The organism is Dietzia timorensis (assembly GCF_001659785.1).
Lineage (GTDB): Bacteria > Actinomycetota > Actinomycetes > Mycobacteriales > Mycobacteriaceae > Dietzia > Dietzia timorensis.
Map to the genome: position 1 here is coordinate 1241407 of NZ_CP015961.1, position 19334 is coordinate 1260740.

The following is a 19334-nucleotide window of genomic DNA, read 5'->3' on the forward strand; positions in this document are numbered from 1 at the left end:
TCGCGAGGGGAGCAGGCGGGCCGCCGGTCCGGGGTGAGATTTCGGGCATCGGGTGCCTAGTCTTCGGCCTCCGGGTCGTCGGGGTGGATGACGAAGTTGTAGATGCTCAGAACCAGTCCGCCCCAGATGATGAGGAGGAACAAGATCATCATGATCACTGCGATGCCGGTCATTTGGTGGCCTCCGAGTCCTTGTTTTCGAGCTGCGGATCGAGTCCGGGCACCCCGGTGAGCTCAAGGCCCTTCTTCCACGGGGTGAAGGTGAGAGCGATGCCAAGAATGAGCACCATCGCGATGGCGCCCCAGCCCCAGGTGTTGACGACCGCGTCTGGGTATTCCTCGTAACCGTCGACGACGAAGTCGCGGACCGTGAAGAAGAGGGTGATCGCGAGGACGACGACCGTGGCGGCGAGGAACACGAACCACGTGTTGCCGACGCGCCACGACGAGACCGCGTTGAGGTGGTCGCGCTGGCCCGGCAGCTTGCCCATGAGGGCGACCGCGAGGATCGAGATGAGGGCACAGGCGACGATGCCGATCTGGTTGGAGAACGCATCGAGGGTGTCGAGCGTCATCAAACCGGTAGCGGTCGGCATGAGTAGCAGCGAGATGATCGCCAGCGGCACGCAGACGATGAGGGTGCCATTGACGCGATTGACGTCCAGCTTATCGCGCACGGCGGAGATGACGACCTCGACGATGGAGATCATCGAGGTGAAACCGGCGAGCACGAGGCAGGCGAAGAAGAGGAAACCGAAGACCTCTCCCGCCGGCATCGAGGCGATGAGCGCCGGGAAGGTGAAGAATGCGAGACCGACGCCGCCCTGGACGTCATCCCAGGCCATACCGCCTGCGTGGACGAGGAAGCCGATGCCCGCGAAGACACCGATGCCCGCGAGCACCTCGAACGCCGAGTTGGAGAACGCGACGACCAGGCCGGAGCTGGTGAGGTTCGTCTTGCGCTTGAGATACGACGAGTAGGTGATCATGATGCCGAAGCCGACGGACAGCGAGAAGAAGATCTGTCCGTACGCGGCGATCCATACCTGGTAGTTGGTCAGCACACTCCAGTCCGGGGTGAAGAACTGGTTGAGACCGTCCATTGCGCCATCCTGTACCAGCGCGAAGATCACCATGATGACGAACAGGATGATGAGCAGCGGGATGAAGAACTGGTTGAGGCGGCCGATGCCCTTTTGGACGCCGAGCGCGAGGACGACGATCGTGCCGATCCACACGATGGCGATCATGATCGTGATGTTGCCGACGAAGTCGAAGCTGAACGACTCTTCGGACATCTGCAGGAAGTCCCCGGTAAAGAACGAGGTCGTTTCCTCGAGCGAGCTGCCGAAACGCTGGTCGAGTGAGAAGTAGGCGTACCACGCCGCCCAACCGATGATCGCCGCGTAGTACACGGCGATGATGACCGAGACGAGGACCTGGAACCAGCCGATCGGCTCGAGCTTGCGATTGAGCCTGCGGAAGGCGAGCGGCGCCGACGCGCGGAAGCGGTGGCCGATCGAGTAGTCGAAGAAGAGGAGCGGGATGCCGGCGGTGAGCAACGCGACGACGTATGGCACGAGGAACGCGCCGCCGCCGTTTTCGAAGGCGACGTACGGGAAGCGCCAGATGTTGCCGAGGCCGACTGCCGAACCGATGGCGGCGAAGACGAACACGTTGCGTGAGGAGAATTTCTCCCGCGCGAACTTGCCGTCCTCGGATGCCACGGAGCCTGATGCAGCGGAAGTCATAGGACTCTCCTGTGGTGGTCGGAATGGTGGTGGCCAGCCGACAGGGATCCGCGGGCTGGCGTGAAGTCCTCACGGACCATGCGCGCTTACCTTAGACCACCCTTAAGTAAGTTCACCAGGTATTTACCCAAGTGGCGTGAATCACATCCGATTTCGCCCCGAATTCGGGGAACCGGGGCTAACCGGATGTCTGCTGGCCGCCGTCTTCGCCCTCTCGGACTTCCTTTTCCGCGAGCCACAGATAAGCCGCGAGCATTCGTTTGAGCTCCCGCACGGTGTCCTCATGGATCTCCGTCGAATCGCTCGGGCGCTGCACGGAGAAGTTGAGCAACGAATAGGCGACGTGGACGAGCACTTCTGCCATGAACGCTCGATGGTCCTGGTCGGCCTTCGGTGTAAGTGGGGACAGCGCGGCCGCCACCATCGCGGCGAGTTCGCGTTCGTTGACCGCGGCCGTGGCGCGGGTCGCAGGGGTGGCTTGCGTTGCCAACCACACGGCCCGGCGCGACGGATCGGACTGCCAGAGCCCGGCGAGGTGATCGACGAACTCGTTGAGCAGCTCCGGCCAGCCGGGGGTCGGGATCTGGCTGTAGAAATCCGTGAGCTCGGCAACGACGCCGCGGGCGTCCTGCCTGTCGAGCTCGCACACGAGCACGTACTTATTGGCGAAGAACTGGTAGAGCGTTCCGATGGGCACACCGGCGCGGGCAGCCACCTCCTCGCAGGTGAACGAGTCGATGCCCTCTTCGATCAGGACCTCGCGCGCGGAGGTGAGCAGAGCCTCGAACTTGCGCCGGCTGCGTTCCTGGATCGGGCGCCGGCGCGGCACGAGAATCTCCGGGACGCCTTCCGTGTCGTTCGACGGCGTCGTCGAGGAAGGGGAATCGCTCACTGTCTCAAAACCTCGCGTTCTCCGGCAGAGCTATGCGCCGGGTTGTTCGGTCAGGTCCACGTCGAGAAGCCCGGCGACCATGTTCACGTGCCCCTTGGCGCGCACGTTGTACCTCGCGAAGGACAGCGTGCCGTCGGCCTCCACGACAAAAGTCGAGCGGATCACGCCCTGGACGACCTTGCCGTAGTTCTTCTTCTCGCCAAATGCGCCGTAGGCGGTCAGCGTCTCCTTCGACGGGTCCGACAGCAGCGGGAAGGAGATGTCGTACTTATCGCGGAACTTCGCGAGCTTCTCCGGGCTGTCGGGGGAGAGGCCAACGATTTTCATCCCTGCGGTGTCGAAATCTTCCGAGGCGGCATTGAAGTCGCACGTCTCCGTGGTGCACCCGGGGGTCATCGCCGCGGGGTAGACGTAAATCAGGACACGGCCCAGGTCCTTTAGGCACACCTCGTTGCCATCGGCGTCGGGGAGGCAGAAATCGGGGGCCTTGTCTCCTACTTCGAGGCGCTGTCCGTCCATAGCTGCGAATCTCTCCTTCGGCCCTTTCGTTCGGCGTCGTCGGTCCGCCGCCGCGGGCGGAAGCGGTATGCGGCGCCCGCGCGAAAGGTGATGTTGGCTTCAAGTTTTACAGCAACTTTACTTAACGATCGTCAGAATGGCGCGCTTGGTCGGCGAGTGCGGCCATTCGTGGGCTATCGTTGTTTCGAAAAGAGAACACCTGGCGCCGCGCAGCGTGGTCATGCATTTGTCACAGGTGCGCAGGGTGCGATTCGGAGGACCAGTGGCACGCAGTTACGAAAGTATTGAAGGCGACATCGCCAAGGCTCGCGACAACCTCGCCGAGACCCTGGACGAGCTCACCGATCGGGTTAGCCCCAAGAACCTCGCCGATCAGGGCAAGGCCCAGGCGACCGAGATCCTCAAGAACCCGGTCGTTCTCGCCGCGATCGGCGGCGTCGTTGCGCTCGTCGTCGGCGGTGTGGTGTACAGCACGACGTCGAAGCGCAAGAAGAACAAGGCGATCGAGCGCTACCTCGCGATGAAGGAAAAGCGCGGCTTCTAGCCTCCTCGGGCGGCCACGGCCGCCGCCCTTCAACTTCGGACCCCATGTCTCGCAGAGATGCGAAGGCGTGGGGTCTTTTGTGTCTTTATCGCAATAGCGAACCCTTGCGCCTGCTCGATCTCTCGTGCAAAAACCACACACGTATGACGCCGTACCTGCGGAAATATCCGGAACTCCGACGTCATCTTCGGTTCTGTTTAAAGTAGATAACGATATAGCGTTGACATATCGAGACATGCCTGCAATAGTTCTTGTCATCACGGACGCGACAAGCGCGGCCGAACGGTAAGACGAAGGAGGCGGCGACCATGGATATGTCGACGCATGGGTTCGAGAACCCGAATCAGGATGGACACGAAGGATTCGCCGGAGGCGGATTCCCGGGAGGTACAGGTGGCCCCGGAGCGCGCGGAGGACGCGGTCGCCACGGCGGCGAGTTCCGCCGCGGGCCCGGAGGCCACAAGGGCCATGGCGGTCGCGGGCGCGGGCACGGCGGCCCGCACGAAGGTCCGCATGGTGGTCCCCAAGGTGGTTCCCAAGGTGGCCCGCACGGCGGGCCTCGCGGCGGCCGCGGACCGGGATTCGATCCGGGGCGTGGCGGCTGGAACGCCGCAGTGGGCAGCGCTCAGCAGGAAATCGCTCAGGCTTTCGCCGAATTCGTCGGCGAGGCATTCGGCGGCCAGGGGTTCGCACCCGGGGATCCGCGCGGTTTCGGCCGGGGCTTCGGTCCGGGGCGGGGGCCTCGCGGCGGTCGCGGGGACGGGCGTCGGCGGGCTCGCCGCGGTGATGTCCGCGTGGGGATCCTGCTGCTGCTCGCCGAAGGGCCGCTCAATGGGTACGGCGTTATGCGCGAGCTTGCCGAACGAAGCGGTGGGGAGTGGTCGCCGAGTTCCGGTGCCGTGTACCCGGCGCTGTCCCAGCTCGAGGACGAGGGGCTCATCGCGCCCGACTCGGAGGCCGGCCCCAAGCACTTCGCGCTGACCGACGCGGGCCGCGAAGAAGCGGAAAAGCTCGCGGAGAAGCGCGCCCCATGGGACCTCGGTGAGGCGGAGGACGCTTCGGAGGATGTGCAGGGCGGCGGCTCGGCGCCCGGCCGAGAGATGGCCGACTCAGTCCGCCAGGCGATGCTCGCGATGCGCGCGGTCATGGCGACCGGCGACGAGGAGCTCATCGAGAAGGCGAAGGAGCAGATCGACGAACTCCGCCGCGAGCTCTACGCCCTGCTCGCCGAGAACGGATAGCCGACCGCGCGCCCGCCTCGTGGGGGCGGGAACGCGTGAAATATAATCAAGGCCGGAGATCTCGCGTCGAGATTTCCGGCCTTGATTTTGTGTTGTGCGCCAACAGGGACTCGAACCCCGAACCCGCTGATTAAGAGTCAGCTGCTCTGCCAGTTGAGCTATTGGCGCGGAACGATTCCGCGATGTCCTCCGAAGTGGAATCCGGCGACCTCGCTTGAACCGTTGAATACATTAGCACCGCATGAACAGATCGCGAAATCACGGTAGCTAAGTGCGGTTTTGATCCATTCGCACCTGTAGCCCAGGCGGAATTGCGCTATTTGTAGAAGCCCTCGCGGAGGTTGATCCCGTGCTCGATCCACACCTTGAGGGCAGCGAGCATGCCGGTCCAGCCCATGCAATTGCCGAACGCCGCCTGTGAACCGTCGGGCGAAACGGTCCAGGAGGATTCGGTGATGGTGACGAGCGTGCGCGTGTTGTCGTCGATCGGCTCGAACTCGAACACGACGCGCGTATGCCCTGGGGTGGAAGCTGCGCTTTCGACGGCCGACTCGCCGGACTCCCATTCGATGACGATCTTCTCGCTCGGCGTGGATTCGACGACGCGGACGGGGAAGGCGCCGGGGAAGTCTGCGAAATCCCACGTGACGGTCGCGTCTTCGGTGAGACGGCCTTGGGCACCGCCGGTGGTGAAGTAGCGGGAGAGCTGTTCGGGGTCGGCGACGGCTTCGTAGGTCTGCTCGGCGGGCTTGGAGATGTACCCGGAGACGGTGAAGGAGAGTTCGGTCAGTGCGGCGTCGTGCTCGGCGTTCGACATGTTGTAAAATTACAACATGAGCATTACGGGCAGCAAGACCGAGGACGATGACGCCGTCTTCAAAGCCCTCGCCAACCCCATTCGTAGGCGCATGCTCGATTCCCTCAGGTCCGGCCCGATCACGACCGGGACATTGTGCGCGCAGTTGCCCGAGATCGATCGGACGACCGTGCTCCAACACCTCAAGGTGCTCGAACGGGCCGAACTCGTCGCCGGCCGCAGGGTGGGGCGCGAGCGGCACCTCACCCTTTCGCCGCTCCCGATCAAGCGGATCCACGACCGCTGGATCAGCGACTATATGAACGCCGCCGTTGGACTGCTAGGTCGCCTCGACGAGGCGTGAACGTGACGTTGGCGTTGTGATCTGCGACCAGTTTCTGTCGTTTCCCTCTCGCTCGGCGCCATAAGTCAATATCGTTCAGACAGAATGCCGCGCGCATTCTGAGGGCCAGGGGACAAGTCGACGGAGCGAATTCATGAACCAACCGCCAAACGATGGACGCCCGGGGCAACCGCACAACCCATACGATCCTCGTTCCGGGGTGGCCGGGCCCGATCCCACGCGCCAGTTTCCGGCCAATCCCTATGGCGGCGACCACCACGGCAACCCGTACGCCGGAAACCAATACGGTGGCAATCCGTACGGTGGGCAGCACTACGGCGGCCCGCAACCTCCGCAGCAGCCCCAACAATTCGGCTGGCAGCAGCAGTACGGCGGGCAGCAGCAATTCGGCCAGCCCTACGGCGCACCCAATCCATATGGCAACTACGGCGGTCCCCAGCAGCCTGGCGGCGCAAGCACCTCGGCGGGCACGAATACCGGCTTGATCATCGCCGCAATCATCGGCGTCGTCGTACTTGCTGTCGTGGCCGTCGGCGTCGTCTTCGCTTTTCGCGATTCGGGGGATGACGGCGGAGGCATTGCGCTCCCCACGACGTCCTCGGCGGCGCCGACCGCGGATCCGAATCCCGGCGGCTCCCCGCGCTCGTCGGAGCCATTCGCGCCGAGCGAACCCTCCGCGCCCTTCGCGCCCTCCGCGCCCTCATCGACCGCCGTCGCCCCGCCGCCGGGCGGCTCGGAGGGCGGAACCAACGTCCGCCTCGAAGCCACCTCGTCGACGGGCTCGGAAATTACGGTGACTTACGTGGACACCGATTTAAACGTTCAGCAGGAGGACGTTCCGTCTCCCTGGTCGACCGAACTCACCTCGAGTGGCGGCTTGACCGCTGTGTCGCTTCTTGTTTTCCAGGTCGACGAGGGCGATGTGACGTGCAAGATTTTCGTCGACGACGAGGAGGTCGACTCGAATACCGCGACCGGCTCTTTCCAAAGCGCCGATTGCGTGTACTACGGATAGACTTTTCGCGCCGGCCGGGCCAGACCAGGGCGATTACGCCTTCGCGTGAAGCGTCGGACGGTAGACGAGCTCCTGGATCCTGCCGTCGAAGACCGTGCTGCTCACGAGGTCGAGGTCGAAATCCGAGGCTCCGGCGAATATCGGTACCGTGCCCGTCGCGCCGGTAAGGACGGGGAATATCGTGACCTGCACGAAATCGACGAGGCCCGCCGTCATAAGTGATCGGTTGAGTGAGACGGAACCATGCGAACGCAGGGGGACCGGGGAATCGGCCTTGAGCCGGCGGACGATATCTACGGCGTCGCCGCTTTCGAATCGGACGTCGGGCCACTCGGGCGCCGAGTCGATAGTGCTCGAGACGACGGTGGTGGGCGCGAACTTCATGCGGGTGTTCACGGGGTCGTCGGCCTCGCTTGCGCGGGTGAGGTCGCCGAGGAAGTTCTGGAACATCCGAAAGGTGTTCGCGCCGAGCACGAATCGCATGTCGGCTGCGTATTGATCAGCACGGTGGGCGAGGAATTCCGGGCCCTGTGTGCCCCAGTAGCCGCCCCAATCGCCGTCGGGTCCGAAGGAGCCGAAGCCGTCGAGGCTGCAGAAGATGTCGAAGGTATAGGTGGCGGGCATGTGAACTCCTCGGTGAACGCGTGCTTCTTGGGCGTGGCCGTTCCGTCGCCGGCACGGGCAAATCCGGCTACATCAGCGACGTTGCCGGCACAGGGCGAAAGCGAAGCGCCACCGCGCCGGAACGGAAATCGCGCCGCGACACCTGCTCGAGCTGGATGCGTTCGCGCAGCCCGGACAACAGCGTCGGACCGTGTCCTGCGAGTACCGGCTGGACCACGAATTCGTATTCGTCGATCAGACCGAGGTCGGCCAGCGCGAGGGGGAGCGCCAGGCCGCCGACCAACAGCCCCTCGCCGGGTTCTCGTTTGAGCGCCTCCACCGAGCTCTTCAGGTCGCCGCCGAGCAGCTCTGCATTCCAGTCGACGCTGCCGAGCGTGGTCGACACCACGTATTTCTTCGCCTGGTCGATCGTGTCGGCGAACGGAACGTCCCAGTCCTGCATCCATTCGGGCCACGTGCCCGAAGAAGGGCGCCGCCACGCCGTTTCCATCATCTCGTAGGTGACGCGCCCGTAGAGGAGCGCGTCCGACCGGCGCATAGCCTCGGTCCAGAACTCCATGGACTCGGCGTCCGGGACGAGCCCCGCCTCGTGGTGGCAGCAGCCGTCGAGCGTGACGTTGATCGAATATCGCAGCGGTCTCATGGCGATGCTCCCTCTGATCCGTGTCCGCCCGCGCGATGCGTGGCAGAGCTCCCGGTGCTATCTCCAGGATTCCGCAGGGCGGGGGAGCGCCTTTGTCCGTCCGTGCGCACTATCGCCACGGGCTCCCGCTGCCGGCCGTGCGGTCGCTGCCGACCGGCCACCTAACCCTTCGCGGCGTCGATCTCCCGCACATGTACCCGCACGAGGTCCTCGATCAGCTCGTCGGGGAGCGGGTTATCGAGCGTGGACTTCACCGCGTGAGCCGTGCGCTCGTACCCCGTCAATCGTTCGGCCAGTTCGTCGAGCGCCATCGACGACGGGTAGAAGCTCATGTGCCTTTTCGACGCGGTGAAGTACACGAGCGCCCGCCCGCGATATTCCATCGTCGGCATCCGGTAGCTGATCTTTTCCTCGGCCTCCGGAACCAGCCTGGTCACGAGCGCGCGAATTCGCTCCAGCTCCGCCCGAAACGCCGAGTCGACCCCGGCCAGGTACTCGTCGATACTCGCTGCCGCCTGCGCCATCTCCGTCGCTCCTCACCACATTCTGCACCGTGTAGTACCACCGAGTATGACGCCGGACGCGCTTCTCCGCCCGGCCCCGCGCTCTCCCCGCATCGCAGGACCAGCGCCGACCTGGCAACCTCTGGGACAGGTAGATAGTGGTTGCCTCGACGCATGGTCAGAAATGTGAAGAGCGGGCCACCGGCGCTTGTGCCGGTAACCCGCTCTTCTCAATCGGGGTGAGTGACGGGACTCGAACCCGCGACAGCCAGGATCACAACCTGGTGCTCTACCAACTGAACTACACTCACCACACTGGACAGACGATCGACGAGATGCGTCGATCACTGCAGCGCTCAGTAGTCTACATGCCACCCGTGGGCAGGGCGAAATCCGCGGGGACGGGCGCAGGCTGCGGCGCAGGCGGGGGAGCGGCCGCTTGAGGCAGGGCGGCGCCCGACGTCATCCTTCGGTGATTTTCTTTGCCGCCGCGGCGACGTCCTCGGACGTCGGGCCGGGCTGCGGAACGAATGCCGTGGCGCGGTAGTAGCGCAACTCCTTGATGGACTCGATGATGTCGGCGAGCGCCCGGTGCGCCATGCCCTTATCGGGCTGACCGAAGTAGATGCGCGGGTACCAGCGGCGGCACAGCTCCTTGATCGAGCTCACGTCGATCATGCGGTAGTGGAGGTACTCATCGAGTTCGGGCATATCGCGGGAGATGAACTTGCGATCGGTGGCGATCGAATTGCCCGCCAGGGGTGCCGTGCCGGGCTGGGACACGTGCTGGCGGACGTAATCGAGGACCGCCTTCTCGGCCTCTTCGACCGTGACTTTCGACGCCCGGATCTCCTCGGTGAGGCCGGAGGAGCGGTGCATTTCCTGCACCACATCATTCATGGAATCGAGGGCCTCATCGGGCGCGCCGATGACGATATCGACGCCGTCGCCGAGAACGTTGAGCTCGCTGTCGGTGACCAGTGCCGCGATCTCTACCAGCAGGTCGGCGCCCGGTTCCGTGCCGCCGTCGAGACCGGTCATCTCGCAGTCGATCCAGACGATGCGGTCGTGCTTCGGATTGATCGACGGCTCGGCGGACTCCGGTTGACCAGGCGAATGTGCGGCCTGATCCGACGAACCTGCATTTGTACCGGACAAGGGTGGAGTTGATTCTGGCATGATCTAAATCATGCCGAATGATGCATCCGCAAGCGAGAACAACACCGATTTGGCCCCCGCGAAGAAGATTGCGCAGGGGTACGCCAGCGAGGGCGCCGGGATCTCACTCGGGTCCGTGTTGGTAGACGGGAAGGCCGATCCCGAGGCCCAGGTTTCCATCCCGCTGTCGATGATGAACCGACACGGCCTTGTCGCCGGAGCGACCGGAACGGGCAAGACCAAGACGCTTCAGTTGATTGCCGAGCAGTTGTCCGTGAACGGCGTGCCCGTGGTGATGGCGGACATGAAGGGCGACCTGTCCGGGCTTGCGCAGCCGGGCGAGGACTCCGATAAGGCGCGCGGCCGCGCCGAGCAGACCGGCGCCGACTGGGCGCCGGCCGGACACCCCGTCGAATTCCTGTCGCTGGGCACCGAGGGCATCGGCGTGCCGTTGCGCGCGCGGGTGAGCTCGTTCGGGCCGATCCTGTTGTCGAAGGTGCTCGGGCTCAACTCGACGCAAGAGTCGACGCTCGGGCTGGTCTTCCACTGGGCGGACGAGCAAGGGCTGGAATTGTATGACCTCAAGGACCTGCGGGCCGTACTTCAGCACCTGACGTCCGACGAGGGGAAAGAGGACCTCAAGGGCATCGGCGGCGTGTCGTCGCAGACCGCCGGCGTCATCCTGCGTTCTCTGGTGAACCTGTCGAACAACGGCGGCGACACGTTCTTCGGTGACCCCGAGCTCGACCCTGCCGACCTGCGCAAGGTCGTCGACGGGAAGGGCACGATTTCGCTGGTCGAGCTCGGTGACCAGGCCACGCGGCCGGTGCTGTTCTCCACGTTCCTCATGTGGGTGCTCGCCGAGCTGTTCCAGGATCTGCCCGAGAAGGGCGACGCGGACAAGCCGGAGCTCGTGTTTATCTTCGACGAGGCGCACCTGCTGTTCGAGGACGCGTCGAAGGCGTTCCTCGACCAGGTCGAGCAGACGGTGAAGCTTATTCGGTCCAAGGGCGTGGGCGTGTTCTTCTGCTCGCAGCTGCCCACCGACATCCCGGGCGACATCCTCTCGCAGCTTGGTGCGCGCGTGCAGCACGCGTTGCGCGCGTTCACGCCCGAGGACCAGAAGGCGTTGAGCAAGACCGTGAAGACCTACCCGAAGTCCGAGGTGTACGACCTGGAAGAGGCGATCACCGGTGCCGGGACGGGTGAGGCGATCGTCACGGTGCTGTCGGAGCGTGGCGCGCCGACGCCGGTCGCGTGGACGCTGATGAACCCGCCGACCTCGCTGATGAACACGATCGGCAACGAGGCGATCACCGCTGCGGCGAAGGAAAGCGAGGCGTGGGGCAAATACGGCGAGACCGTCGACCCACTGAGCGCCTACGAGAAGTTGGCCGAGCAGGCGGAGAAGGCCGGGGCAGGTTCCGGCGAGGCTGGTGCCGCTGGTGGCGGGGGAGCGCAGGATGCGCCCGCCGCTGAGCAGGCTCCGGCGAGCGAAGCTCCCCGCGAAGACAGTGGGGAGCGCCGGAAGGGTGGCGAGCGCGAGGAGGAGGGGTCGTTCGTGTCGCGGGCGATGTCGAATCCCGCCACGCGCAGCTTTATGCGCAGCGCCGCGAGTGCCGCAGGGCGCGAGATCACCCGCAGCCTGTTCGGTACACGGCGCCGGCGCCGCTGATTCGGCGCTCCGGACGCTGCCTGGAACTGTCTGGCGCGCCCGCACCATTTGGAGTACCGCTGACCATGCGCATTGTCAGGGTCTGCGGGGCTGCAGGTGGTGTCGAGCGCTACCGGTCGGCGGTTCCACTCATTTACGGGCGGCGGTTCGTCCGAACGCGCAGATTAGGCGGAAGAGTCGGGCGTCGTAGCTGCGGCGCCCTGGCCGCCGGTGGAACCTGCGGCGTCACCGGACCTGGATCCCGAGACGTCGGCCGCATCCGCCGAACCCTCGCCGAGCTTGGCGTAGGCCTTGCCCGCGAGCGGCGACACGAATCGACGCGGCAGGAAGTTCGTGGCCAGCGACATCGTCTGGCCGATCGGCCCCGGAACGACACGCATCTTGTTGCGGGCGAGCGCATCGATCGACAGCCGCGCCGTGTAGGTCGTGTCGACCCAGAAGCTGTCGGGCACGATCCGGTCGACGAACGTCTTATCTGCCTCGGCGATCTCCTCGGTGCGCACCGGCCCTGGAGCGAGCAGCGTCACATTCACACCCTGCTTTTTGACCTCCCCGCGCAGCGACTCCGAGAACGTGTTGAGGAACGCCTTCGATGCGGCGTAGGTCGCGTTGTTGGGGATCGCGGTGTTGCCGGCGGCCGAGCCGACGTTGAGGATGCCGCCCGAGCGGCGCTCGAGCATCCCCGGCAGCACTGCGAGGATCAGTTCGTGCGCGGCGACCGCGTTGAGCTGGACCTGGTCCCGCTCGTAGTCGAAGTCGAGCTCCGAAACCGGGCCGAACGTTGCGATGCCTGCGTTATTGCAGAGGATCGAGACCTCGGTCTTCTCCAACTCCGCGAGCAGCGGCGCGCGCTTTTCCGGTTTGGACAGGTCGCAGGCGCGCACGTCCACCTCTACGCCGGTGCGCGAGCGCAGCTCGTCAGCGAGCTCATTGAGAATCTGCTCGCGGCGCGCGACGAGGACGAGGTTGTATCCGCGGGTTGCGAGCTCGCGGGCGAACGCCATTCCGATTCCGGAGGACGCGCCGGTCACCACGGCGCGGCTGTGGGCGGTGGGCATCGGCAGAGCCATAGTGATCCTTCGAGCGTTGCGGCAAAAAGTGCGTGCCCCCGAGAGGATTCGAACCCCTGACCAATCGGGTAGAAACCGACTGCTCTATCCACTGAGCTACGGAGGCTGGGTACCGGCGGCAAGCGCGATGCTTCCGGAGGGCACCGAGGGAATCTTAACGTACAGGGCCGATTTGCCCACCTCCATATTATGGACCCATGACATCTCGCGTCGGCGTGACCCGGCGGCCCGCTGGCCCACCCCTCCTCGGATATATCGCCCTCCTCGTGGCCGTCGCGGCTGTCGTCGCGGGTCCTCTGAGTGACCTGTCCACCAGCGCGGCGCTCGACCTGCTCGGTATTCCCGATCCTGGCCCGCTCACCTCGTACGGGCTGCCCATCGTGCGCTCGGTGGCGGAGATCTTCTGCGCCCTCGCCGTGGGCCTGTCGTTCTATGGCGCCTTCTACACCCCACCGCAGAAGGACGGCACGCTCGACGTCGCCGGGTACCGCTCGCAGCACTGGGCCTCGATGGCCAACGCCGTGTGGGCGGTGTGCGCCGCGATGCTCATCCCGCTCACCTTGTCCGACGTGTCGGGGCAGAAGCTCACCGATTCGCTGTCTCCGGACCAGTGGCTGCTCGCGATTTCCTCAGTGGACGTCGCGTCGTCGTGGCGCTGGGCCGCGATCATCGCGATCGTTGCGGCGATCGGCCAGCGGCTGACCCTCACGTGGCGCTGGTCGGTCATCTGGCTCGCGCTGTCGATGGCGGCGCTCCTGCCGATCGCGGCGACTGGGCACGCCGCCTCCTCGGGTGCGCACGACATCGCGACGAACTCCCTGGTCCTGCATCTGGTCGGCGCGGTCCTCTGGATGGGCGGGCTCGCCGCGATCGTGCTGCACGCACTACGCGGGGACGGCCGGATGCGCCTCGCTCTCCGACGTCATAGTGCGGTTGCCACGGTCGCGTTGTTCGTGGTTGCGGCCTCCGGCGTGATCAACGCGCTGGTGCGCATCCAGCCCGGTGACCTGTTCTCCACGACCTACGGCCGGCTGATCATCGCCAAGGCGGTGCTCATCGTGGTTATAGCGGTGCTCGCGATCGGCCTCCGCCGCCGCCTTCTCGGCCTGCGCGCGTGGCCGAAACTCTGGCTCGGGCCCGAGCGCCCAGGCAGCGCGGCGTCATCGCCCATGACGTCGGACGCGCCGATCTCCCGCGCCCGGATCTGGGCTTTCGCCGGCGTGGAAACGGCTGTGATGGCCGCGACCTTCGCCGTGGCCGTGTCCCTCGGCCGGACTCCGCCGCCCCCGCCGCCGTCGATTCCCACCGTGCAGGAGGCGCTGCTCGGCTTCGAACTCCCCGGCAATCCGACGCTGATCACGCTCATCACCAACTGGCGATTCGATCTGATCCTGGGGACCGTCTCGCTGGTGGCGATCGCGCTGTACTCGTGGGGGCTTATCGTGCTGCGTCGGCGCGGGGATTCGTGGCCGGTCTCGCGCACGATCTTCTGGATGGCCGGTTCGGTGCTGCTGTTCCTCACCACCAGCTCGGGCCTGGGCATGTACATGATGGGCCAGTTCTCGCTGCACATGGTCGCGCACATGCTGCTGTCGATGATGGTGCCGGTGTTCTGGGCGCTCGGCGGGCCGCTGACCCTGGCGCTGCGCGCGCTTCGGCCGGCCGGCCGCGGCAACCCGCCGGGCCCGCGCGAGTGGATCCTCGAGCTCATCCACAACCCGATCTCGTGGTTCCTCACCCATCCCGTGGTCGCGTCGATCCAGTTCGTGCTCGGCTTCTACCTCGTGTACTTCGGCGGCTTCTACGACACGCTCGCCGGGGACCACTTCGGCCACGTGTTCATGAACGTGCACTTCCTCATCTCGGGGTATCTGTTCTACTGGTCGATCATCGGCGTGGACACCTCGCCGCACAATTACTCCCCGTTGTTCAAGCTGCTCACGCTCCTCGGCTCGCTGCCGTTCCACGCGTTCTTCGGGATCATGCTCATGCTCTACGGCGAGGTGCTCGCGCCCGACTGGTACGGCGGCCTCGAACTACCGTGGGTGCCTGACTTGCTCGCCGACCAGAAGGAGGGCGGCGGCATCGCCTGGGGATTCGGCGAGATCCCGCTGTTCGTGGTGATGATCGCGCTGGCCTTCCAGTGGTACAGCGCGGATTCGCGCGACGCCCGCCGCTCCGAGCGCAAGGCCGATCGCGACGACGACGCCGAGCTGCGCGCCTACAACGAGATGCTGCGGCAGATGGACGAGGGAACGCGCAGCGGAAAATAGTACTCACCCTGGGAAAAGCGGGGTATTTCACAGGCGATTTCGGAATCCACAGCGGTTGATTTCGTTGCAACCTTTAGGGCCTTGGCGCGCGGGCCGACTTGCCAGAGTCGGAAGGGACCGGCCCGATCTCGGGTCGGTGCCCGCGCCCTGAAGGGGCCCCGACCGAGAAGGAACGACGAAAATGATCGTCAACCGCACCCACGCCACCGTCCGCGGCCGCGTCATCACCGCCTATCCCATCAACAACACCGCCGGCGGCGACGCCGTGCTCAACTTTCGGCTCGCCGCCAACGAGCGCCAGTTCGATCCCGCCACCAACACGTGGAACGACAAGGACACCTTCTACGTGACCGTGAGCTGCTGGGACGGCCTCGCCCGGCGCGCGGCCGCCGTCGCCCTGCGCGGGCAGATGGTCGTCGCGATGGGAACGCTCGTCAGCCGCAATTACGAAAAGGAGGGCCAGCGCCGCAGCTACACCGAGCTGCGCGCCCAGCACCTCGCGGTCGACCTTTCGTCGGTGGAAACGGTCCGCAGCTACACCGGATCCCGCGCCGAGGGCAGCGATGCCGCGCAGGGCGATTCCGGCGAAAACGCCACGGAACGCCCCACCGAGGGGCCTGTCGATTCCCCTGGAGACTCCGCCTCCGCGACCACCGAGCAGGCGCCAGCGTCACGCATGACGTCGGACCCCGCATCCTCCACGCCTGCCGGGATCGCCGCAGAGGCGCCGGACTCCGCCGCATCCGATCGGCCGCAGTACGCCACGGCGAGCGCCGGCGGCGACCCTATGGACTCGGGACAGACGCCTTTCTGACGTGCCTTCGCAGGCGAAGGCGTGGAGGCGCCGGGCCCTACGGCCGGGTCCGGCGACCTCTCACCACGAGTTTCTCTGGGAAGCACGTACGATGGGCGTAGTTGCGCACCTGATCGTGCGCCTACGAAACGACATGTGAATCCGAAACTCGCAGCTTGTAGAGGGTGCAATGGCTGAATTTATCTACACCATGAAGAAGGTGCGCAAGGCGCACGGCGACAAGGTGATCCTTGACGATGTGACGATGGCCTTCTACCCGGGGGCCAAGATTGGTGTGGTCGGGCCGAACGGCGCCGGTAAGTCCTCGATCCTCAAGATCATGGCCGGCATCGACCAGCCGTCGAACGGTGAGGCCTTCCTCGATCCGGAGGCCACCGTCGGGATCCTTCTGCAGGAGCCGCCGCTCGACGAGGACAAGACGGTCAAGGAAAACGTCGAAGAGGGCTTCGGCGACACGATGACCAAGCTCCGCCGGTACAACGAAGTCGCCGAGGAAATGGCGACCGACTACACCGACGAGCTCATGGAAGAGATGGGCAAGCTCCAGGAGGAGCTCGACGCCGTCGACGCGTGGGATATCGATTCCCAGATCGAGCAGGCGATGGACGCGCTGCGTTGCCCGCCGGGCGATTCGGCGGTGACGCACCTGTCCGGTGGCGAGCGCCGCCGCGTCGCGCTGTGTCGCCTGCTGCTGTCGAAGCCGGACCTGCTGCTCCTCGACGAGCCCACAAACCACCTGGACGCCGAGTCCGTGCTGTGGCTCGAGCAGCACCTCGCGAGCTACCCGGGCGCCGTCCTGGCCGTGACACACGACCGCTACTTCCTCGACCACGTCGCGCAGTGGATCTGTGAGGTCGACCGCGGCCAGCTGCACCCGTACGAGGGCAACTACTCCACGTACCTGGAGAAGAAGGCCGAGCGCCTCGAGGTGCAGGGCAAGAAGGACCAGAAGCTGCAGAAGCGCCTCAAGGACGAGCTCGAGTGGGTGCGCTCGGGCGCGAAGGCTCGCCAGACCAAGTCGAAGGCGCGTCTGGCGAAGTACGAGGAGATGGCTGCCGAGGCCGAGAAGATGAAGAAGCTGGACTTCGAGGAAATCCAGATTCCGACTCCGCCGCGCCTGGGCAACGTCGTCGTCGAGGTCGACAAGCTCGAGAAGGGCTTCGACGGCCGCGTGCTCATCAAGGACCTGTCGTTCACGCTGCCGCGCAACGGCATCGTCGGCGTGATCGGCCCGAACGGTGTCGGTAAGACCACGCTGTTCAAGACCATCGTCGGGCTCGAGGAGCCGGACGCCGGCACGGTCAAGGTCGGCGACACCGTCAAGCTCAGCTACGTCGACCAGGGCCGCGCGAACATCGACTCGGAGAAGTCGGTGTGGGAGATCGTCTCCGAGGGCAACGACTACATCGAGGTCGGCCAGAACGAGATGCCGTCTCGCGCCTACGTCTCCGCGTTCGGTTTCAAGGGCCCGGACCAGCAGAAGAAGGCCGGCGTCCTCTCCGGCGGTGAGCGTAACCGCCTCAACCTCGCGCTCACGCTCAAGGAGGGCGGCAACCTGATCCTCCTCGATGAGCCGACTAACGACCTCGACGTCGAGACCCTCGGCTCGCTGGAGAACGCGCTCACCGACTTCCCGGGCTGCGCCGTGGTCATCTCCCACGACCGCTGGTTCCTCGACCGCACCTGTACCCACATTCTCGCGTGGGAGGGCAACGTCGAAGAGGGCCAGTGGTACTGGTACGAAGGCAACTTCGAAGGCTACGAGGCCAACAAGGTCGAGCGCCTCGGCCAGGAGGCGGCGCGCCCGCACCGCGTCACCCACCGTCGCCTCACGCGCGGCTAGAAAAGCCCCGCCAGAGCACGAAAAATGCCCCGGTGGCCCATCGAACTCGATGGGCCACCGGGGCACTGCTCTATCTGGCTGAGAGCGTGCGGCCTTCGCTAGTGAGCCGCAGTGGCGTTTGGCACCCGGGCGCCCGACGTAACCAGCTCGGCCGTCGGCTCCGGGGCGGCGGTGGAGCGGGCAACGTCTGCAGGTGCGCCGTCTTCGCCGTGGCCGTCGTCGATGAGCTGGGCTTCGTCGAAGGGGTTATTGCCGGAGAGCACGTCGGTGACCTGATCCCGGTCGATGGTTCCCGTCCATGAACCGACGAGGATCGTGGCGACGGCATTGCCCGAGAAGTTGGTGACCGCCCTGGCCTCGGACATGAACCGGTCGATGCCGACGATCATGCCCACGCCGTCCAGCATCTCGGGGCGGTGTGCCTGCAGGCCGCCGGCGAGAGTTGCCAGACCGGCGCCCGACACGCCTGCGGCGCCCTTCGACGCGATGATCATGAACGCCAGCAGTCCGAGCTGCTCGGTCAGCGCCAGCGGATCGCCCATGGCGTCGGCGATAAAGATCGACGCCATCGTCAGGTAGATCGCTGTGCCGTCGAGATTGAACGAGTATCCGGTCGGGACGACCACGCCTACTGTCGTCTTCTCCACACCGAGGTGCTCCATCTTTGCAATCAGTCGGGGCAGCGCCGACTCGGACGACGAGGTGGCGAAGATGAGCAGGTACTCGCGGGCCAGGTACTTGACGAGCGAGAAGATCGATACGCCGGTCGCGAAGCGTAGGAGGGTGCCGAGGATGCCGAACACGAAGATCACGCACGTGAGGTAGAAGGCGAGCATCAACACGATGAGCTGGCCCACGGCGGCCCAGCCAGTCTGGCCGACGACGTTGGCGATCGCTCCGAACGCGCCGATGGGTGCGATCCACAGGATCATCACGAGGACCTTGAATACGAGCTTCTGCAGGTGCCCGATCACCTCGACGATCGACTCGCCCGTCTTGCCGAGCCCCTGGAGTGCGAACCCGACGAGCAGAGCGACGAACAATGCCTGGAGCACGCTCCCGCTCGTCAGCGCGGAAAACAGCGAGTCGGGGATGATCGACTGAATGAATTCGAGGGTGCCGCCGGCCTCGTGGGCTTCCTCGGCGAGCTCGGCTCCCTTGCCGGAGCCGGACTGGATGTTGAGTCCTTCTCCCGGCTGGATGAGGTTGCCGACGAGGAGCCCGATTCCGAGCGCGAGGGTCGACATGGCGATGAAGTAACCGAAGGCGAGGCCTCCCACCCTTCCGACCGTCGACGCGCTGCGCACCGAACCGATGCCCAGCACGATGGTGCAGAAAATGACCGGCGCGATCATCATCTTGATGAGGCCGATAAATAGCGTTCCCAGGATGCCGAGGCTCTTGCCGACCTCGGGTGCGAGGAGCCCGACGGCTGTGCCGGCGAACACGGCGATGATCACCGCGATGTAGAGCCAATGCGTGCGGTCTACCTTCTTCGCCGGCGCGGGCGGGGACGCCTCGCTCGCCGAACTCGATGACCGATTTCCGAATGTCATTGTGCCGAACCTTTCGTGTCGCCCCGGGATTACGGGCTTGACGGAACTGACCTT

General features: G+C 65.3%; 19 protein-coding genes and 3 tRNA genes. 8 read left to right on the forward strand and 14 right to left on the reverse strand.

Annotated elements, in window-relative coordinates; translation table 11 throughout:
- Positions 1-56 precede the first annotated feature (56 nt).
- The 4 genes from BJL86_RS05685 to BJL86_RS05700 form a co-directional block, all read right to left on the reverse strand.
- Entirely contained in the window at positions 57-173 is a 117-nt protein-coding gene (locus BJL86_RS05685) for a methionine/alanine import family NSS transporter small subunit (RefSeq protein WP_075844872.1), read from the reverse strand.
- The gene (locus BJL86_RS05690) at positions 170-1750 is read right to left on the reverse strand and encodes a sodium-dependent transporter (RefSeq protein ID WP_067471705.1); all 1581 of its coding nucleotides are present in this window, start codon (positions 1748-1750) and stop codon (positions 170-172) included. Before BJL86_RS05690 ends, BJL86_RS05685 begins: the two co-directional genes overlap by 4 nt.
- 178 nt (positions 1751-1928) lie before the next feature.
- Positions 1929-2642, reverse strand: a complete 714-nt coding sequence (locus BJL86_RS05695) for a TetR/AcrR family transcriptional regulator (protein ID WP_067471702.1) — start codon at positions 2640-2642, stop codon at positions 1929-1931.
- Between the two features lie 30 nt (positions 2643-2672).
- Positions 2673-3161: a peroxiredoxin gene (locus BJL86_RS05700; RefSeq protein WP_067471699.1), complete on the reverse strand. Its 489-nt coding sequence runs from the start codon at positions 3159-3161 to the stop codon at positions 2673-2675.
- 262 nt (positions 3162-3423) lie between these two features.
- Here BJL86_RS05700 and BJL86_RS05705 point away from each other — a divergent pair, with 262 nt between their 5' ends.
- On the forward strand, positions 3424-3705 hold the full coding sequence (locus BJL86_RS05705) for a DUF3618 domain-containing protein (protein WP_067471696.1): 282 nt from the start codon (positions 3424-3426) through the stop codon (positions 3703-3705).
- Positions 3706-4013: 308 nt separating this feature from the next.
- Complete coding sequence (locus BJL86_RS05710) at positions 4014-4946, forward strand: PadR family transcriptional regulator (RefSeq protein ID WP_198034344.1); 933 nt, start codon at positions 4014-4016, stop codon at positions 4944-4946.
- Positions 4947-5041: 95 nt separating this feature from the next.
- Here BJL86_RS05710 and BJL86_RS05715 read toward each other — a convergent pair.
- Together BJL86_RS05715 and BJL86_RS05720 are read right to left on the reverse strand one after the other, a co-directional pair.
- Positions 5042-5114 (reverse strand) — tRNA-Lys (locus BJL86_RS05715).
- 148 nt (positions 5115-5262) lie between these two features.
- Positions 5263-5763: an SRPBCC domain-containing protein gene (locus tag BJL86_RS05720; RefSeq protein ID WP_067477255.1), complete on the reverse strand. Its 501-nt coding sequence runs from the start codon at positions 5761-5763 to the stop codon at positions 5263-5265.
- 16 nt (positions 5764-5779) lie between these two features.
- Between BJL86_RS05720 and BJL86_RS05725 the strand changes: the two genes are divergently transcribed.
- On the forward strand, positions 5780-6106 hold the full coding sequence (locus tag BJL86_RS05725) for an ArsR/SmtB family transcription factor (protein ID WP_067477258.1): 327 nt from the start codon (positions 5780-5782) through the stop codon (positions 6104-6106).
- 133 nt (positions 6107-6239) lie between these two features.
- The gene (locus tag BJL86_RS05730; protein ID WP_156515420.1) at positions 6240-7121 is read left to right on the forward strand and encodes an MmpS family transport accessory protein; all 882 of its coding nucleotides are present in this window, start codon (positions 6240-6242) and stop codon (positions 7119-7121) included.
- A gap of 33 nt (positions 7122-7154) precedes the next feature.
- Here BJL86_RS05730 and BJL86_RS05735 read toward each other — a convergent pair whose 3' ends face one another.
- The 5 genes from BJL86_RS05735 to orn form a co-directional block, all read right to left on the reverse strand.
- Entirely contained in the window at positions 7155-7745 is a 591-nt protein-coding gene (locus BJL86_RS05735; protein WP_067477263.1) for a dihydrofolate reductase family protein, read from the reverse strand.
- Between the two features lie 67 nt (positions 7746-7812).
- Positions 7813-8388 carry a dihydrofolate reductase family protein gene (locus tag BJL86_RS05740; protein ID WP_067477266.1) on the reverse strand — a complete coding sequence of 192 codons (576 nt, stop codon included), beginning with the start codon at positions 8386-8388 and terminating at the stop codon, positions 7813-7815.
- A 161-nt stretch (positions 8389-8549) separates the two neighbouring features.
- Complete coding sequence (locus BJL86_RS05745) at positions 8550-8912, reverse strand: iron chaperone (protein WP_067477269.1); 363 nt, start codon at positions 8910-8912, stop codon at positions 8550-8552.
- A gap of 217 nt (positions 8913-9129) precedes the next feature.
- Positions 9130-9202 (reverse strand) — tRNA-His (locus BJL86_RS05750).
- Between the two features lie 151 nt (positions 9203-9353).
- Positions 9354-10070 (reverse strand): oligoribonuclease, encoded by a 717-nt coding sequence (orn, locus tag BJL86_RS05755; protein ID WP_082908680.1) that lies wholly within the window; start codon positions 10068-10070, stop codon positions 9354-9356.
- A gap of 10 nt (positions 10071-10080) precedes the next feature.
- Between orn and BJL86_RS05760 the strand changes: the two genes are divergently transcribed.
- Positions 10081-11724, forward strand: coding sequence for a helicase HerA-like domain-containing protein (locus BJL86_RS05760; RefSeq protein WP_067477272.1), 1644 nt, complete (start codon positions 10081-10083; stop codon positions 11722-11724).
- Positions 11725-11888: 164 nt separating this feature from the next.
- Here the strand turns inward: BJL86_RS05760 and cmrA are convergent, their stop codons facing one another.
- A complete protein-coding gene (cmrA, locus tag BJL86_RS05765) occupies positions 11889-12794 on the reverse strand; it encodes a mycolate reductase (protein ID WP_082908681.1) in 906 nt (301 codons plus the stop codon).
- Between the two features lie 33 nt (positions 12795-12827).
- Positions 12828-12900: transfer RNA gene (locus tag BJL86_RS05770), tRNA-Arg, on the reverse strand.
- A 91-nt stretch (positions 12901-12991) separates the two neighbouring features.
- Here BJL86_RS05770 and BJL86_RS05775 point away from each other — a divergent pair.
- From BJL86_RS05775 to ettA, 3 genes are all read left to right on the forward strand, one after another.
- Positions 12992-15067 carry a bifunctional copper resistance protein CopD/cytochrome c oxidase assembly protein gene (locus BJL86_RS05775; protein WP_067477275.1) on the forward strand — a complete coding sequence of 692 codons (2076 nt, stop codon included), beginning with the start codon at positions 12992-12994 and terminating at the stop codon, positions 15065-15067.
- A 181-nt stretch (positions 15068-15248) separates the two neighbouring features.
- Complete coding sequence (locus BJL86_RS05780; RefSeq protein WP_067477278.1) at positions 15249-15881, forward strand: single-stranded DNA-binding protein; 633 nt, start codon at positions 15249-15251, stop codon at positions 15879-15881.
- A gap of 169 nt (positions 15882-16050) precedes the next feature.
- A complete protein-coding gene (ettA, locus tag BJL86_RS05785; protein ID WP_067477282.1) occupies positions 16051-17724 on the forward strand; it encodes an energy-dependent translational throttle protein EttA in 1674 nt (557 codons plus the stop codon).
- A 98-nt stretch (positions 17725-17822) separates the two neighbouring features.
- On the opposite strand, the gene BJL86_RS05790 is transcribed toward ettA, so the two are convergent.
- Positions 17823-19280, reverse strand: a complete 1458-nt coding sequence (locus BJL86_RS05790; RefSeq protein ID WP_082908682.1) for a cation:dicarboxylate symporter family transporter — start codon at positions 19278-19280, stop codon at positions 17823-17825.
- Between the last annotated feature and the right edge of the window lie 54 nt (positions 19281-19334).

What these genes read in the sequence shown, in the direction of transcription:
- BJL86_RS05685 (WP_075844872.1), bottom strand. Translation starts at nt 173, where the DNA reads ATGACCGGCATCGCAGTGATCATGATGATCTTGTTCCTCCTCATCATC.
- BJL86_RS05690 (WP_067471705.1), bottom strand. Translation starts at nt 1,750, where the DNA reads ATGACTTCCGCTGCATCAGGCTCCGTGGCATCCGAGGACGGCAAGTTC.
- BJL86_RS05700 (WP_067471699.1), bottom strand. Translation starts at nt 3,161, where the DNA reads ATGGACGGACAGCGCCTCGAAGTAGGAGACAAGGCCCCCGATTTCTGC.
- BJL86_RS05710 (WP_198034344.1), top strand. Translation starts at nt 4,014, where the DNA reads ATGGATATGTCGACGCATGGGTTCGAGAACCCGAATCAGGATGGACAC.
- BJL86_RS05720 (WP_067477255.1), bottom strand. Translation starts at nt 5,763, where the DNA reads ATGTCGAACGCCGAGCACGACGCCGCACTGACCGAACTCTCCTTCACC.
- BJL86_RS05725 (WP_067477258.1), top strand. Translation starts at nt 5,780, where the DNA reads ATGAGCATTACGGGCAGCAAGACCGAGGACGATGACGCCGTCTTCAAA.
- BJL86_RS05730 (WP_156515420.1), top strand. Translation starts at nt 6,240, where the DNA reads ATGAACCAACCGCCAAACGATGGACGCCCGGGGCAACCGCACAACCCA.
- BJL86_RS05735 (WP_067477263.1), bottom strand. Translation starts at nt 7,745, where the DNA reads ATGCCCGCCACCTATACCTTCGACATCTTCTGCAGCCTCGACGGCTTC.
- BJL86_RS05740 (WP_067477266.1), bottom strand. Translation starts at nt 8,388, where the DNA reads ATGAGACCGCTGCGATATTCGATCAACGTCACGCTCGACGGCTGCTGC.
- BJL86_RS05745 (WP_067477269.1), bottom strand. Translation starts at nt 8,912, where the DNA reads ATGGCGCAGGCGGCAGCGAGTATCGACGAGTACCTGGCCGGGGTCGAC.
- orn (WP_082908680.1), bottom strand. Translation starts at nt 10,070, where the DNA reads ATGCCAGAATCAACTCCACCCTTGTCCGGTACAAATGCAGGTTCGTCG.
- BJL86_RS05760 (WP_067477272.1), top strand. Translation starts at nt 10,081, where the DNA reads ATGCCGAATGATGCATCCGCAAGCGAGAACAACACCGATTTGGCCCCC.
- cmrA (WP_082908681.1), bottom strand. Translation starts at nt 12,794, where the DNA reads ATGGCTCTGCCGATGCCCACCGCCCACAGCCGCGCCGTGGTGACCGGC.
- BJL86_RS05775 (WP_067477275.1), top strand. Translation starts at nt 12,992, where the DNA reads ATGACATCTCGCGTCGGCGTGACCCGGCGGCCCGCTGGCCCACCCCTC.
- BJL86_RS05780 (WP_067477278.1), top strand. Translation starts at nt 15,249, where the DNA reads ATGATCGTCAACCGCACCCACGCCACCGTCCGCGGCCGCGTCATCACC.
- ettA (WP_067477282.1), top strand. Translation starts at nt 16,051, where the DNA reads ATGGCTGAATTTATCTACACCATGAAGAAGGTGCGCAAGGCGCACGGC.
- BJL86_RS05790 (WP_082908682.1), bottom strand. Translation starts at nt 19,280, where the DNA reads ATGACATTCGGAAATCGGTCATCGAGTTCGGCGAGCGAGGCGTCCCCG.